At 35.1% G+C, this 15,420-nt stretch carries 15 protein-coding genes; 3 read left to right on the forward strand and 12 right to left on the reverse strand.

Annotation, left to right across the window (positions count from 1 at the left end; all coding sequences use genetic code 11):
* Nucleotides 1–157: 157 nt before the first annotated feature.
* Nucleotides 158–592 (reverse strand): FKBP-type peptidyl-prolyl cis-trans isomerase, encoded by a 435-nt coding sequence (locus DRF57_RS19900; RefSeq protein WP_115920464.1) that lies wholly within the window; start codon nt 590–592, stop codon nt 158–160.
* Between the two features lie 223 nt (nt 593–815).
* Between DRF57_RS19900 and DRF57_RS19905 the strand changes: the two genes are divergently transcribed.
* On the forward strand, nt 816–1,826 hold the full coding sequence (locus DRF57_RS19905) for a catalase family protein (RefSeq protein ID WP_115920466.1): 1,011 nt from the start codon (nt 816–818) through the stop codon (nt 1,824–1,826).
* 47 nt (nt 1,827–1,873) lie between these two features.
* On the opposite strand, the gene DRF57_RS19910 is transcribed toward DRF57_RS19905, so the two are convergent.
* The 10 genes from DRF57_RS19910 to DRF57_RS19955 form a co-directional block, all read right to left on the reverse strand.
* Entirely contained in the window at nt 1,874–2,287 is a 414-nt protein-coding gene (locus DRF57_RS19910) for a nuclear transport factor 2 family protein (RefSeq protein ID WP_084086755.1), read from the reverse strand.
* A 3-nt stretch (nt 2,288–2,290) separates the two neighbouring features.
* A complete protein-coding gene (locus DRF57_RS19915; protein ID WP_084086756.1) occupies nt 2,291–2,818 on the reverse strand; it encodes a TetR/AcrR family transcriptional regulator in 528 nt (175 codons plus the stop codon).
* Nucleotides 2,819–2,949: 131 nt separating this feature from the next.
* A complete protein-coding gene (locus tag DRF57_RS19920; protein ID WP_047489384.1) occupies nt 2,950–3,990 on the reverse strand; it encodes a TerC/Alx family metal homeostasis membrane protein in 1,041 nt (346 codons plus the stop codon).
* Nucleotides 3,991–4,077: 87 nt separating this feature from the next.
* The gene (locus DRF57_RS19925) at nt 4,078–4,686 is read right to left on the reverse strand and encodes a TerD family protein (RefSeq protein WP_047489388.1); all 609 of its coding nucleotides are present in this window, start codon (nt 4,684–4,686) and stop codon (nt 4,078–4,080) included.
* A 73-nt stretch (nt 4,687–4,759) separates the two neighbouring features.
* Complete coding sequence (locus DRF57_RS19930; protein ID WP_084086757.1) at nt 4,760–5,707, reverse strand: hypothetical protein; 948 nt, start codon at nt 5,705–5,707, stop codon at nt 4,760–4,762.
* A 16-nt stretch (nt 5,708–5,723) separates the two neighbouring features.
* Nucleotides 5,724–6,893, reverse strand: a complete 1,170-nt coding sequence (locus DRF57_RS19935) for a toxic anion resistance protein (protein WP_174772382.1) — start codon at nt 6,891–6,893, stop codon at nt 5,724–5,726.
* A gap of 2 nt (nt 6,894–6,895) precedes the next feature.
* Nucleotides 6,896–7,453, reverse strand: a complete 558-nt coding sequence (locus DRF57_RS19940; protein WP_047489391.1) for a TerD family protein — start codon at nt 7,451–7,453, stop codon at nt 6,896–6,898.
* A complete protein-coding gene (locus DRF57_RS19945; protein ID WP_084086758.1) occupies nt 7,443–8,267 on the reverse strand; it encodes a phosphoribosyltransferase family protein in 825 nt (274 codons plus the stop codon). The genes DRF57_RS19940 and DRF57_RS19945 overlap by 11 nt, the downstream gene beginning before the upstream one ends.
* Nucleotides 8,268–8,274: 7 nt before the next feature.
* On the reverse strand, nt 8,275–8,943 hold the full coding sequence (locus DRF57_RS19950; protein WP_115920468.1) for an HAD family hydrolase: 669 nt from the start codon (nt 8,941–8,943) through the stop codon (nt 8,275–8,277).
* Nucleotides 8,944–9,273: 330 nt separating this feature from the next.
* Nucleotides 9,274–10,812, reverse strand: a complete 1,539-nt coding sequence (locus DRF57_RS19955) for a SulP family inorganic anion transporter (protein WP_115920470.1) — start codon at nt 10,810–10,812, stop codon at nt 9,274–9,276.
* Between the two features lie 586 nt (nt 10,813–11,398).
* Between DRF57_RS19955 and DRF57_RS19960 the strand changes: the two genes are divergently transcribed.
* The gene (locus DRF57_RS19960; protein WP_047489403.1) at nt 11,399–11,827 is read left to right on the forward strand and encodes a transposase; all 429 of its coding nucleotides are present in this window, start codon (nt 11,399–11,401) and stop codon (nt 11,825–11,827) included.
* A gap of 11 nt (nt 11,828–11,838) precedes the next feature.
* A complete protein-coding gene (locus DRF57_RS19965; RefSeq protein ID WP_047489406.1) occupies nt 11,839–12,177 on the forward strand; it encodes a hypothetical protein in 339 nt (112 codons plus the stop codon).
* A 1,359-nt stretch (nt 12,178–13,536) separates the two neighbouring features.
* Here DRF57_RS19965 and DRF57_RS19970 read toward each other — a convergent pair.
* Entirely contained in the window at nt 13,537–15,054 is a 1,518-nt protein-coding gene (locus DRF57_RS19970; protein ID WP_115920474.1) for a TROVE domain-containing protein, read from the reverse strand.
* Nucleotides 15,055–15,420 lie beyond the last annotated feature (366 nt).

Here is a 15,420-nt window from a genome sequence, read left to right on the forward strand (position 1 = left end):
TCATTTATAAAATTTGTGCAGTATCTGAATGACCATAATCATGATTGACTGTTTCCAGACAACTATGTTTTTATAATGATTCATTTATACGAATATAATACAAATAAAAAAATTTACCTGAGTTCAGGTAAATTTTTTAATCTATTTTTAAGAAGAATTATTTAATATCCAGTAATTCAACTTCAAAAACAAGCGTACTGTTAGGTCCGATTTCTTTGCTGATTTCCTGATCTCCATAGGCTAAATGCGGAGGAATAATCAATCTCCATTTGCTTCCCACCGACATAAGCTGAAGAGCTTCTGTCCATCCTGAAATTACTCTGTTTAAAGGAAAAGATGCAGGAGTACCTCTTTTTACAGAGCTATCGAAAACTTTACCTGAAATAGTAGTTCCATGATAGTGGCATTTTACAGTAGACTTAGGTCCTGGCTTGGCACCATCTCCTTCAGTAATGATTTCATACTGCAAACCGCTTGGCAATTGTACAACACTTTCTCTCTTACCGTACTCTACCATATATTCCTTACCATCATTAAGGTTTTTTTCTGCCAATTCTTTTTTACGTTTAAATAACAAATCTGCTACTCCCATACTTTAATTTTTTACAAAGATAAGATTTGTTGCCGGAAATTGGAAGTCAGAAACAGAGAGTATTATTAATCAATCACTTAAAAAATATTTATTCTGATCCTATTTCTTAATACCGTTTAATATTTCAGCTTTCGGTGCGTCATCTCAGTAAAATTCAAACATTTGTAATACTCAGTTAACACAGATTCCGAAACTTGGCGTTATAATTGAATTTAAAAACTAAATGCCAACACCACTAAAATATAATAAGAAATTCGATGAACTCAATGAAGAGGAAAAGAAGCTTTTGGAGATCAATAAAAAATCGATTGCAGATTTTGTTGAGCAATCCTCTTCTATCAGTGATGTCAATTATGCCACAAGAAATGCTCATGCAAAAACCTATGCTGTAGCTGAAGGAACATTATGGGTGAATCCCAATATTCCTGAATCGCTGCATGCTTTTTTTGATAAAGAGAAATTTGATCTTATCATCAGGTTCTCCAATGCTCAGCCCACCATTAATAATGCTAAAAAAGATATTCCTGCGTATGGAATGGCAGTACAGATTAAAGATGAAAATGGAGGCCTTCTTGCCAATTTTCCATTGGCCAATTTTCCTTTATTCCCTGTTAATTCTGTTTCCACTTTTTTAAAGCTATTTACTGCTATCAACAGATCGTATATGAAAAAATGGAGTGGTCTATTTCCTATACTCGCTCAGGCAGTTAAAATAATCCCTGCAGTTTTAACGGGTTCTTTCTTAAAAAATATGGTAAAGCTTATGCGCAAGAAAAATGATTTTATTCTGTCCTTTGATTATCATTCAGTAGGAGCCTATCGTTTTGGGGATTATATGATCAAGATAAAATTAAGCCCAAAATCTGTAGATAAGAATATGGGTAAGAATCAAAAAATAAAAGATACCTTAAAAACTTATTTTCAGACTCATGACTTCACAGCTGATGTTTTGATCCAGTTCTGCTATGACTTAAAAGATCAGCCTATCAATAAGCTGAATGTGGAATGGAAAAACTCACCTTATGTTAAAATTGGTGAACTGAAGATCAATAAAGGTTCTTTACTTAACGCACAAACCTGCACGAATGAACTTCTTTCATTCAATCCTTTTGAAAGCAAAACTATTTTTCAGCCCGTAGGAAAAATACAGAAGCTTCGGGACGAAGCATACAAGGTTTCTGTACAGACCAGAAGGAAAATAAATAAACTCTTACATGGAAAAGGAGCTTTATAAATCAGCCTGACACTAAGAAAGACTGTCATGATAACAGTCTCTTGGTTTTATCTGAACTTCCTGTCTTTTTCAGTAATCGACAGATCATTGATGCTTGCATACCTTTTCTGCATGAGTCCGTTTTCATCAAATTCCCAGTTCTCATTTCCATAGGCCCTGAACCAGTTGCCATCTTTTGTTTGATATTCATATTCAAAACGAACCGCAATACGGTTGTCAGTATGTGCCCAGTATTCTTTTTTGAGTTTATAATGGAGTTCTCTTTCCCATTTCTTACGAAGAAATATAACAATCTCTTCTCTTCCATTGATAAAGGTATCCCTATTTCTCCACTCACTGTTTATTGTATATGCTTTAGATACTTTTTCGGGGTCCTGACTGTTCCAGGCATCTTCTGCCATTTGAATTTTTTCCAACGCCGTTTCAAGAGTGAAAGGGGGAAGCGGATGTTTCTGTTCCATTGTTTATTGTATTAAATTGGTGACTATTCTTTTTGTTTTCTCAATCAATTCATTAGACTTGAAAAGCTGACTTTCAATGATACTGCTCTCAAAAAGCATATACATATGATCGGAAAGTACATCATCCGCCAACAATTCTAAAAAGTAGTTTCTAAGGTCCGCTTTATGTGACTGAATTACGCTGAGTATTTTGACATTATCCATTGGGATTTCTGATAAAATATTCAGAAAGCTGCATCCTCTGAAGTTTTCCTTCTGATTCATATAGATTAAAAAATCAAAAGCACTGATGATTTTAGACTGATGATCTTTTGCCTGTGATGAAAAATGATGAAGTTCGCTGAACCAAAACTGATGTCTTACCTTCAAAAATTCTACACATAGGTCTTCTTTGGATTTAAAGTGCAGATAAAAACTTGCTTTAGCAACTCCTGCATCGGAAATGATCTGATTGATACCCGTGGAATTATATCCCTGTTTTACAAACAAATCAAATGTTGTTTCAATTATTCTGTCTCTTGGAGAATTCATCTCTTTTTGTTTTGTATGACAAATGTATGATAAAAAAACAAAACAGACAAACTTGTCTGTCTGTTTTAATATGAGGCCATAAGAAAACCCTGAGGTTTACTTCTCAGGGCTTTTTTTTATTTTAAAAACGTTTAGTCTTCTAATTTTTCTTTTTCCGCTTCTTCTTTTTCAGGGAATATAATGGATAAAAGAACCGAGATTACCAATACGCCTCCTACAATTCCTAAAGAAACAGGAGATGGAATGTGAATCCACGGTGCAATAAGCATTTTAACTCCAATAAATGAAAGGATAATGGCCAGACCGTATGGAAGTTTGCTGAACATGTGAATAAAGTTTGCCAGTAGGAAATATAATGATCTAAGACCTAAGATAGCAAAGATGTTCGATGTGTAAAGAATGAAAGGATCATTTGAGATCGCAAAGATTGCCGGAATAGAATCCACAGCAAAAAGAACGTCTGTAAATTCAATAACCCCCACCACTACTAAAAGAGGTGTTGCCATCTTAATTCCATTCTGAATGGTGAAGAATTTGTCACCATCATAATTGTCAGAAACTTTCCAGAAGCTTTTAATCAGTCTTGCTCCTGCTGTATTGCTGTAGTCTTCATCGTCATCATCGCCTCCGTCACCCCAGGATTTGATTCCTGCGTACACAAGAAACAGTCCGAACAGGGCCATCACTACATTGATCTGTACTGGTTTTCCGAAAACATTCATTTCAGGAAGATAAGTAAGGTTAATAAGTCCTACCCCAGCAAAGATAAATATAGCTCTGAATATCAGTGCACCGATAATTCCCCAGAACAACACTTTATGATGAAGGTATTTCGGAACTTTAAAGAAGCCGAAAACAAGAATAAACACGAATAAGTTATCCACAGAAAGGGCTTTCTCGATCCAGTAGGCGGCCTGATACTGTGTAAATTTCTCTACCGCAATAGCATGACTTTCCGGTGTTCCGTCTGTATTGAAAACCCAATACACTACGCCTGAAAAGATCATAGAAAGTGAGATCCACACGATAGACCAGATGGTCGCTTCTTTGGACGAGACTTCGTGACTTTTTTTATTGAATACCCCTAAATCCAGGAGCAGCATGATAACAACCGTTATCGCGAATCCCCAGACCAGGCCAGGGTGCAGTTCTAAAATACTTTGATGTTCCACTTGAGTTATATGTTATTATATGATAAAAGCAATAAGTGTACAAGGTACAAATACTGCTAATTTATTTATCTATTGATTGATAATTGTTTATAAGTAATTCATCTGTACAGTCTGAATTGTCTGTTCCAGTTTTCTATCTGCTGTAGGATCTCCGATCGCATTGAACTTCCATTCTCCGTTTCTCTTATAGAATACTCCCATTACCATAGCAACATGTCCTCTGAAAGAGGCATCGTTTGCGATATCATATTTAGCAAAAACTTCTCTTACGTTGGTAGGAGATCCTTCATAAATACGGATAGAAGCAAAAGGAATTGTTCCGAAATCCTGACCTTGGTAACTGTTTAGAACCATGGCAACATGTTCGATATTGGGTTCCAGTTGGCTGAAATCTACTGTAATTACTTCATTATCCAAACCATCATCTCCATTTATATCCCCTGTAAGGTCATCTCCACTGTGCTTTACAGATCCGTTTCTGGACTTTAGGTTTCCGAAATAAATGACTTCTGTTACATTTTTGTTTGAATCATATAAAATACAGCTTCCATCTAAGTCTACTGCTTCTTTTTTAGTTCCAAAAAGACCTTTTTTTTCAATTGCTCCCCAGTTGATTCCTACACAAGCTTGGGAAAGTTCTGCGCCGTTTTCTTTTTTAAGGTTAATTCTTTGACCTTTTTGTAAGTTGATAGCCATCTTTTTATGTTTAGTTGTTATTTACTTTTTTTGTGAAAGAGCGGATTGGCTTTTTCACTTTTCAAATTTCGTATCAGTTATTATTCAAATTCAAATTAAGCATTGCCCTCAGGATATTTGTTTCTTCATCAAAATCAAATATTTTGCTCATAATATCTATATTTTCCAGGTTTTTTAAATAGTCTTTCAAAACACCTTCCACTTCTGTGGGTATACTGCGTTTTCTTTCGTTCATACTATTTTCCAGGTATTCATTTTTCCTTTTCAACTGATCGATAATAGTGCCCTGATTCGATTGATTTTCAGAAATATCGAGTTGATCCAGTTCTTTGTCAAAAAGATAAAGTTTCTTTTCGTCTACACTGAAAATAAAATAATCATCAGACTGAAAGATCTTGAAAAGTTCATACTCATGAATTCCAAAAAGGTAGCCACAAACAAAACGTACTTTAAATCCCTGTATATTAAGTCTCCCCAACAGTTTTCTTTCAATGGAATAATCCAGATACTGATAGGCAGGAAAAGATTCAGACTTCAGCAGCGATTCATCAGCTTCGGTTCTGTAAAATTCCTGAGCATACTTCTTATGGAAATAGAGTACATTATCCCAATTGGCGGTAAAAACATCTTCCGTAAGATCTTTATACAATGTTTTCAAATGTTGTGAAAATACACCACTGTACATTTTCCTGTCCGTCTGAAAACTGTCTACCCGTCTTTCTTCAAAACCTGAAATATATTTTTTATTAATACCAATTTCATTGATGACAGTCAGCATATCATTTTCCTTCTGTCTTTTGATTTTGGTCAGCAATTCTATAAGGCTGTCGGTATATTGAAGGTGAAAAAGCTCCAGTTTGCTATAATCCAAAGCAGTATTCTCCTGGAACAGATTGTGGATAATATCTGTTTTGATGTAAATGGATATTATGTCAATATGTTCAAAAAAATTAGCCAGAAGTTTAAGCTTTGTTAACCTTCTTTTGCTTTGCGACAATATGGTTGCTGCATCATCCCCCACCTTGGTACCCTGTTAATTAACCTCTGACATTAGCTTTTAATTCATGCTCCAATGTCTGAAGATCCTGATCCAGTTTTCTTCGGTTATCAGCACCTTGCTTCTGGATCTGTTTCACTTCGTTTAGCGTATTGATAAGCATTGAAGTTGTTTCTCTTAGTGTTTCTACAGATACAATAGTCTGTTCATTGGCTCTGGCTACATTCACTGAATTCTGACCAAGACGTTCTGCATTCTTTTTTAAGATAGCCTCAGTAGTGGAAGATACTTTCTGCTGAATTTCAATATTCTGTTGCTGTCTGTACATGGCAACAGCCAGAGAAAGCTGGTTTTTCCATACCGGAAGTGTCGTGGTAAGAATTGTTTGTGCTTTTTCAGCAATAGAAACATTATTATTCTGTACTAATCTGATCTGTGGCAGCGACTGCATCATGATGACACGTACCACCTTAAGATCAGCCATTCTTCTGTCTAATCTTGCAATGAAATCTCTTTTATCTGCAATCTGATAGTCCTGATAGCTTTCAGGGCTGGCTTCCATCAAGGCAAGCTCTCCTGCAGCTCTTTCCATTCTTACATTTCCAGCAATTACCAGCTCTTCTATTTGCTTAATGGAATTTACATTACTTTCAAAAATAGTCTGCAATACAGCATTATCTTTTGTAGAAGTAATGATCCCCGCATTTACTTTATAAGAGATCTGCTCAATATTATTGATGATCTTATCATATTTTGTAAATAGGTTTTCCACCTGAGTCATGATCTTTTTCATGAAAGGCAATTTGCTTAGGAAACTCTTTACTTTATTTCCATTAAGCTCTTCTACGTCTACATAATTAAGCTCTACCAAAAGATCATTGATAAGTACACCTACTTCTCCTGAGTTTGATCTTCTTACATTTCCTAAGAAACTGTCACTCTGGTTCGATAATGTTTTCTGAAGCTCAGCTCCAAAATTCACAATAGATCCCGGATTAGCTTCGTCAATGGAGTTGGCAAGAAGCTCGTACTTCTGGCGTTCTTCCGGCTGCAACTGACTAAGGCTTACATTTCCCTCTCTGTCTACAAGAACTGCCGGTGCTGCATTTTGAACAGGCTGACTCGGCGGAGCCATTGGCGTAGGTTCAAATGTTTTAAGAGGTTCAATTGATCCTAGTGGATCTATGGGTTGATTTTCCTGATTATCCATACTTATTTCTGATAAATTGATACAAACTTCTCAAGGCCGTCTCTTTGTCCTGCTCCTACAGCCTCAAATTTCCATTCTCCGTTTCTGTTGTAGATTCTTCCAAACTCTACAGCGGTTTCGATTGAGAAATCTTCATCCAGTTCATATTTTAAGATTTCTTCATTCGTATCTGAATTAAAAATTCTAATGAAAGAATTTCTTACCTGTCCAAAGTTTTGCTTTCTAGCATCTGCATCGTGAATAGTAACGACTACTGTAATTTCCTGAATGGCAGCATCAATTTTTGTAAGATCGATTTTAATCTGCTCATCATCACCTGAACCTTCTCCTGTAAGGTTATCCCCGGTATGAATTACTGATTTATCCGGCGACTCAAGGTTGTTATAAAAAATAAAGTGGCTGTCTGACACTAATTTTTTGTCTTCACCCAATAAAAATAAAGAAGCGTCAAGGTCAAATGCTGTTCCTGTAGAAGTATTATTGATATCCCATCCTAAACCTACAGTAAATTTAGGTGCGTTAATGTTTTCTCTTTGTCCTTTTTGTAAGTTAATAGCCATAATATAATTCCGTTTGTGTTAAAGTATTGATGTTATTTTCGTATTCTTTTATTAAATGATAATTGTTACTGATGGCCAGCTCCAAAAGAAGGTCCATCTGTTCTTTTTTTACTTTAGACGTAAGATAATCAAAATTACTTGAATTAAGGCCTAAAATATATTTCACGATCCTTGTATTGAATTCAAAACTTGATTTTCCCATCACTTCAGCAACATGATGTACATTTTGTACTGCATAGTAATTGAAATAGTTTTCAATCTTAGGATCAAGGTCAAAATTCATCAGTTCAGCGTAGTACAGGAACATAAAATCAGCTTCTACCTTATATTCATTCAGGATTCTGTTCACTGTATATTCATGACTTCCGGTAATTTTTATATCGTCTATAAAAATACAAAGTTTTCCTCTTAAAAAATCCTTATCTATATAATAAGTATCATTGGCAATCAGATTTTTACGATCTTCAAAATTAAGGTTCCCATAATCTGTAATATAGGTATGGTTTCTATTGATTTTAGATAAAACACTTGATTTTTTTCCTTTTTGAAACAGATAAAAATCCAGGTATTTTTTAAAGAAAAAACATAAAAAGTTGGAAGCGGTAGGAATTGCCATATATGGACTTGGAAGTACCACAATTTCTTTATCTGTATCTAAAATCTCTTTATTCTGAGAGATAAACCCCTCGAATAATTCCTTTGCAAATTTTTCAGCATACGACTTATCGCCATATTTGAAATAGCTGTATTCTGCCGGTGAGAAAGTGAACTCATCTGCAGAATGAATGTGGTGTAAGCTGTATCTTGTATTCATGTTTATTTTAGTGTTTAAGTAAATATGCACTGAAACCGAAGTCTTTCGCTCCTTTATAATCTGCCACAGGATTGTCTCCGATATGCAGAATCTGATGCATTGGAATATCCTGATCTTTAATCTTATTCTTCACTTCCTGAAAAATAAGTGGGTTCGGTTTGGAACAGTTTATCTCATCGGAGTAGATATGAAAATCTATATACTGATCCAGATTTTCATGAATCAGAAATTTCCTCATCGTTTTACCTTTGATAAATCCGGTATTGCTTAGAACATTAATGGTTTTACCCTGGTTTTTGATATCGTCAAAAAAATCATGGATATTTTCAAAAATAATTACCGGTTTGTATTCTAAAAAAAGCGCTTCGCTTTTAATATAAAATTCGTTCAGTTTTTCTTTATTTAAAAGCTTTATATCAATATTCAATGCGCCCAAGATCATCAGATAGATTTCAAAGGTATCTATATTACCTCCTGTTACCTCATTAATTGTATTGCAAAGATCATCGTAATATTTTACAGTTTTGGCAACGTCTTCTATGGGTTTGTCAACATTAAAAAACGAGGAGAACAGCTCAACTCTTTTTGTTTTAAATTCAGGATGAGATTTGATTAATGTGAGCCACAAGTCAAAGGAAAAATGACAGTGGTTATGAATGTCGATATCTGTTTTCAATATGTTTTAGTTAAAAGTTTTATTTAGCTTTTTTGAAAAAGATTTAAATTTTATTAATCATCAAAAAGTGTTTAGTTTTCTACTTATTCCCAAAGATAAAATATTTATCAGAAATGCATTACTTTAGTTCCCTGTTTTAAGATATTTTATGATTTATGGAACGAAATAAAAGCAAAACAAGGACCGTAATTTTCTTTTTACGGTCCTTGTTTAATTTATGAATACCTATTTTAAGAGTCGTGAACGGTCAATACGCTACGCTTGTCAATCTCTTCATTTACACTCATAGCACCGCTAGCTTGCGAAGCAAAATTCACGGTTGACAATCACCTATTTTTCAGGCATTACTTTATATGTGGGATCTTCCTGAATATTAACTTCAATCATGGCTTCAGCATTTTTAAGCATTTTGTGGCAATCTTCACTAAGATGGCGAAGGTATAATGTTTTATTTTCCTGTTTATACCGCTTTGACAGCTTATCAAGAGCATCCAGGGCGCTCATATCTACTACCCTGCTTTCTTTGAAATCGATGATCACCTCATCAGGATCATTTATTGGGTCAAATTTATCCAAAAATGTGGTGACAGAACCGAAAAATAACGGGCCATATATTTCATAATGCCTTACCCCGTTTTCATCCGTATATTTTTTCGCCCGTATTCTTTTAGCATTATCCCAGGCAAAAACCAATGCAGAAATAATGACCCCCACCAAAACTGCCAATGCAAGATTATGCAGAATGACCGTTATCAGAGCCACCGTAATTCCTACCACGATATCTGATTTCGGCATTTTATTAATAATTCTGATAGAAACCCACTGAAAAGTACTTATAGCCACCATCATCATTACTCCTACCAACGCAGCCATAGGGATTTTTTCAATAACAGGAGCTCCAAACAGGATAATCATCAGAATCATCAAAGAAGCGATAATCCCTGATAACCTGGCTCTTGATCCTGCATTGAGATTTACCAGTGTCTGTGCCACCATTGCACAGCCACCCATTCCACCAAAAAAGCCGTTGGTCATATTGGCAAGACCCTGCGCAACAGATTCTTTGTTGGCATTTCCTTTTGAATTTGTAATTTCATCCACCATAGACAATGTCAGTAGTGACTCTATCAGTCCTACTCCGGCCATAATAAGGGCATACGGAAAAATAATCTGTAATGTTTCCAAAGAGAAAGGAATCTGCGGAATATGAAAACTGGGAAGATTTCCACTTATGTGGGCAATATCAGCCACTGTTTTTGTGGGAATATTAAAGCCCAGAACCACTGCAAATACTACGATAATAGCAACCAAAGAAGCGGGTACAACTTTTGTGATCTTTGGAAAAAAATACACTACGGCAATCGTTAAGGCAGTCAATCCACCCATAATATATAAAGGAAGCCCTTGAAGCCAGCTGACAGCTCCATTAGTCCCTGTAATTTTAAACTGTTCAACCTGTGCCATAAAGATAATAATAGCCAATCCGTTCAGAAATCCATACATAACAGGTTGTGGAATGAGCCTGACAAATTTCCCCAGCTTAAAGATCCCTACCAGCATTTGAAATATGCCCGCCAATACTACGGTTGCAAAAAGATATTCTATCCCGTGAGATTGGATCAATGCAATCAGAACAACAATGGTAGCACCAGCTCCTCCTGATACCATTCCGGGACGCCCCCCTAAAACGGCTGTCACCAGTCCCATTATAAAAGCTGCATAAAGACCTGTAAGTGGTGAAAGCCCCGCCAGAATAGCAAATGAAAGAGATTCCGGAATCATGGTCATGGCTACGGTAAAGCCTGCCAGCAATTCATTTTTATAATTGATTTTCTTCGAAAAATCGAATAAGCTTATGGTATTTTTCATTGATAGACAAAGGTATGTACTTGTACAATGGCATACAATTATTTTCTTTTGATCTTTCTTCTAATCTTTTTAAATAATTCACACCACCGTTATACAATATGTTAATTTTAATTAAAATTTTACTATAAATAAACTTTTTTACCATTCTTATTCTGCTTACTTCCAATTTTTGTTTAAATTTGAAAACAATTAAGCAAATTATTTACTATTGATAGGGAATGTTTACGTAAAGTTTTGTTATCAAAACACATAACCCCTTGTAAATAACTACTTAAATAGATAGAATTGCATGAAGAAACTTTAATAGGTTATATATTATTTACACAAATGGTAGAAAAAAGAGGTTTGAAAGAGAAGAGAGTTGATCAACCAAATGAAAATAAGAAATATATTCTAAGATCAATTAAAGTGGCAATGCCCCCATTCTTTTAAGATATTAAATTCATCTTGAACATTTTTTGGAGCATTATTACTCCAATACTCTATTGACTTCAAAATCAAGCCAATCCGCTCGTCCATACTTTAATATATACTGCCTATTTTTTCAATGCATACATAAGTTTAATCAAGATAATATTCAATAAAAATGTTATACAAAGAGATCCATATCGGAAAGTTTATTAAGGAGAGAGTTGATGAAAATGAAATAACTATTGAGAGAATATGTAAATTTTTGGGAAAGGATGAAGAATCTGTTGAAAAGATGTACGAAAAAAAATCACTAGAGGCGGATATTCTTCTACGATGGAGCAAATTATTAGAGTATGATTTTTTCAGACTGTATAGTTCTCACTTAATATTATATGCTCCTCCTTCTGCAGTAAATAAAAACCAGCAGAAATCTGATAAAATTCCATATTTCAGAAAAAATATTTACACTCAGGAGATTAAAGAATTTATCATGAAAAGGATTCTTTCGGGGGAGATGACACAAACTGATGTTATTAAAGAATATTCTATTCCTAAAAGCACACTCCACCGATGGCTTCAAAAGGTTGATAATACTAACGGATAAACAGATACAGAATGCGCCCGAATTACAAAAAGATTTATCATGATATGCTTACACTGGAACATCCTGAGAAATTACAAGATCCTAAAATCAAAGAGCTTCTTGAAAAGCTGAATACGTCTGAAGATGTCCTGAAGTTTAATGAAAAATTATTCCAGCAGTCCAGAGAAAACCAAAAGCTAAAAACATACGACAAAAAGACAATGCTGAAGCTTCTTCAATATCAAAAGAAGCACGGGCATTCTACCAGTTATATGTCTAAAAAATATAAAATAAGCAGAACAACACTCTCAAAATGGAAGATGATGTTTGAGGAAGACCTTGAAAATACAACGAAAAATGCCGGTAAATAATCTACCGGCATTTTTTTATAAAGGTAATGATAAGGAAAAAGCGGGCTGTACGTTGAGCCGGAATCGAACCGGATAGCCTTACCGGAGTTACCGATTTCGCTATTCCTCCCATAGTTGCGTAACGATGAAATTTTTCCTAACGACACTTATATTATTATTAAAATAAAGCTGAAAGTGCAAAGACGGACATTGTAAAAGTCTGAAAGAAAACAATCAATCGGACATTGTAGAAAATTATGATACAAAGATGTCTTACAGCTTCCAGCTTTTCTTTTTTATAAAACAAGGCAATAAGCAAAAAGTGATGTCGTGCTCTAACCCCTGAGCTACTCTTCCTACTATACATCGTAATCTTTTGTGAAAGAGACGGGATTCGAACCCGTGTCCCCGTCGTGATAATCGAAGTAACACTATTTTACGGCACTTGTTAGTTTTTTTTAATAAAAAGAGGCAAAAAATAAGAGAAGACTTTTATAAGATCATTCTCATGACCTATTCTGGAGTTGAACCAAATTAAACCGAAGTAAGCCTTCTCTACGGCACTCTTTATTACCTCAAGGTAAAATTGCGGAATCTTTCTTTTCCATATGCTCTACCTTCTGAGCTACATCCCGTTTACAACAGGGATGGCAGGAATCGAACCTGCGACCTTATGATGTGTAATCGAAGTATGATTCCAAAACGACACTTGAGTATGTATTTTATTCTTCATCAGTCATTGTGCTTTCTGATATAATCAAGGTAATATTCTTAGGATCTGTCGTGCATTTGCTCTACCTTCTGAGCTACCTCTCCTTTTCGGGGAGAAGGCAGGATTCGAACCTGCGACCCAATGATTAAAATCCCGAAGTATGATCCTAAAACGACACTTGATATAAGTTGAGCAAGGCAATGATTCAAACAGAGACGTATTAACAAGGTGCTATCTTTACACCATCTGCTTCCACAGAACAGGACTTGAACCTGTACTTTTGTTACCCTAACGAAGTAACTCTGCTCTACGGCACTTACCCCTTTACTATTGATTATAATAATTTCATGGTTATTAATTTCTTGTTACAAATTTATGCAGCTTCTGCGCATTCTATTTACGTACTTATTTTTTTATTAAAAAACCAAGCAATGAATAATAAGAGTGTATGGTATTCAATTAAAAGTTGACGATGGAACTCTTATCAACGGCATTGGTTATTTTATACCGGGCAATGTGGTGAAAGACTCTGTCAGTTTGGATTCGAAGAACGTCTTTTCTTACGGCACCGGTATTTTACTACTGCAAAATTACAAGCTAAATACGCATTCTTTTTACGCAGTTTGTTTTTTATTTTTTATTATCTTTTATTTTAAAAGCAGTGCCTCTTACAGCACTACTTTTTTTATCATTTCTACTGCCGATTTTTGGTCTTCCAATGCATTCAATACATCGAAAATTTTGTCTGACCAACCTGCAATAAGGTATACATCATTTTTCCTGACCTCTAAAGGCTGTCTACCATAACCCGCCAGATCAAAAATATACAGCTTCGCATTCGGAGCTATGGTTTTGTACCTGTTCCAGGAGTCTTCAAAAGAGTTTTTCAAGCCATGGCTGTCCCACATCTGGGTATCTGTGAACAACATTAGTTTATCCACTTTTTCATTTCTTTTGATCAAATCTTCGATAACGAGATAACCATTTGTAGAGTAGCCCACTTCTCCTTCACGCTTGTAGAACTCATCAACATTTCTTAAAATGCTATTTTTTGGCATCGGAACACGCATCCAACGGTCACCGAATATACCTGTTACTACATTATTACACTGAGACTGCAGGATCATAGACATCAGCAATCCTATATCATACAACAGGACTTTACTCTTATTGGACACCGGTTTCTGCATTGAACCTGAAACATCCGCTGCAATGACCACTGAAGTATCAAAACCAAAGCCTTTAATATTCTTTGCACTTATCATTACTGCATTTTCAAGGGCTTCCAAAAGAGAGGACAAGTATGGAGAATCAGTATTTTTCAATTCTCTATAAGCTGCCAGGAATCTGAATGGTAGCTGTTTTGAGTTACCAACCGCTTTTTCATCGGCCAAGTACCGGCATACTTTATCCATTGCTGAAGATGACACTCCCGCTTCTAAAATATTTCTAAGATTTCGTAAGGTTGCCATATAGCCCAGCTTATTGCTGAAGATCAATTCTTCCCATTTGCTTTTGAAGGCTACTTTTCTTTCTTCTTCAGTAGCGAATTTCTTCTGCCCTAATACTGAAAGTTCAACTTCCCAAGTATAAGGAGCCTCCAGAGTGCCATTTACAATCTTGTTGAAAACAGCCTGTTGGTTCTCATCTTTTGCTTTTGGGTGAACCAGGAACAATGCATCTTTCAATGTGATCTCAGCTTTTCTATTGTATTTTGCAAACTGGTATTCATCAAATTTATTGAATGATTTTACCAAACCTTTCTGAATCTGTTTTGATAATTTATTCAGTTTTTTTGTTTCTGTTCTTTCATTGGCAAGTTGGTAGTAAGCCAATAGCTCTGTGATTTCATCCGCTCTCTGAACAATACCATCCACTGTCCGGCTTACTAAATCCGTACCTGAAGTCTGCTTTGCCAGCTCAGTTGTCAAAACCAATGGTATAGAGCGCAGGTACATATCTCTTCTTGCATAGACCGCTAATTTCGCCACAAACTCCGGATCATTTTTTTTAATCAGAGACTGGATTCTTTCCAACCTGTCATTTCCTTTTTCATAAGATGTATTGGACAGTCCTGTTGTAACAACAGCACTATATAATTCTTCTGCAGGTGTCATCACGTATGCTTTTGCACCTTCGTAGTTCCTAACTACTTTAGTCTCTTTTCTTAAAAAATTAAATTTCATGATTACTGTTTTTTTGTTAAACATTAGGAATCTATATCTTCCTCTCTAATTTCTGATGCAAAGTAAACACCTTATTACGCAACCATTTTGCGTAGATGTTTTTATTAAAAAATTTTTTGCATTTTTATTTTAAATCATAGGAAACTGAGTGTTTATCGGAAATTTATAGCGGATTACTGTTAAAAATCTAAGCACTTTATTTTTAGGGCTTGCCGTCATCCTATTGAAAAGCAGGCAAAGCTCACTTCTATTGACAGAGAAAATGATGTTTAATGATCACATTATACATTATACATTATACATTATACATTATACATTATACATTATACATTATACATTATACATTATACATTATACATTATACAT

This window comes from Chryseobacterium rhizosphaerae (genome assembly GCF_003385455.1).
Lineage (GTDB): Bacteria > Bacteroidota > Bacteroidia > Flavobacteriales > Weeksellaceae > Chryseobacterium > Chryseobacterium rhizosphaerae.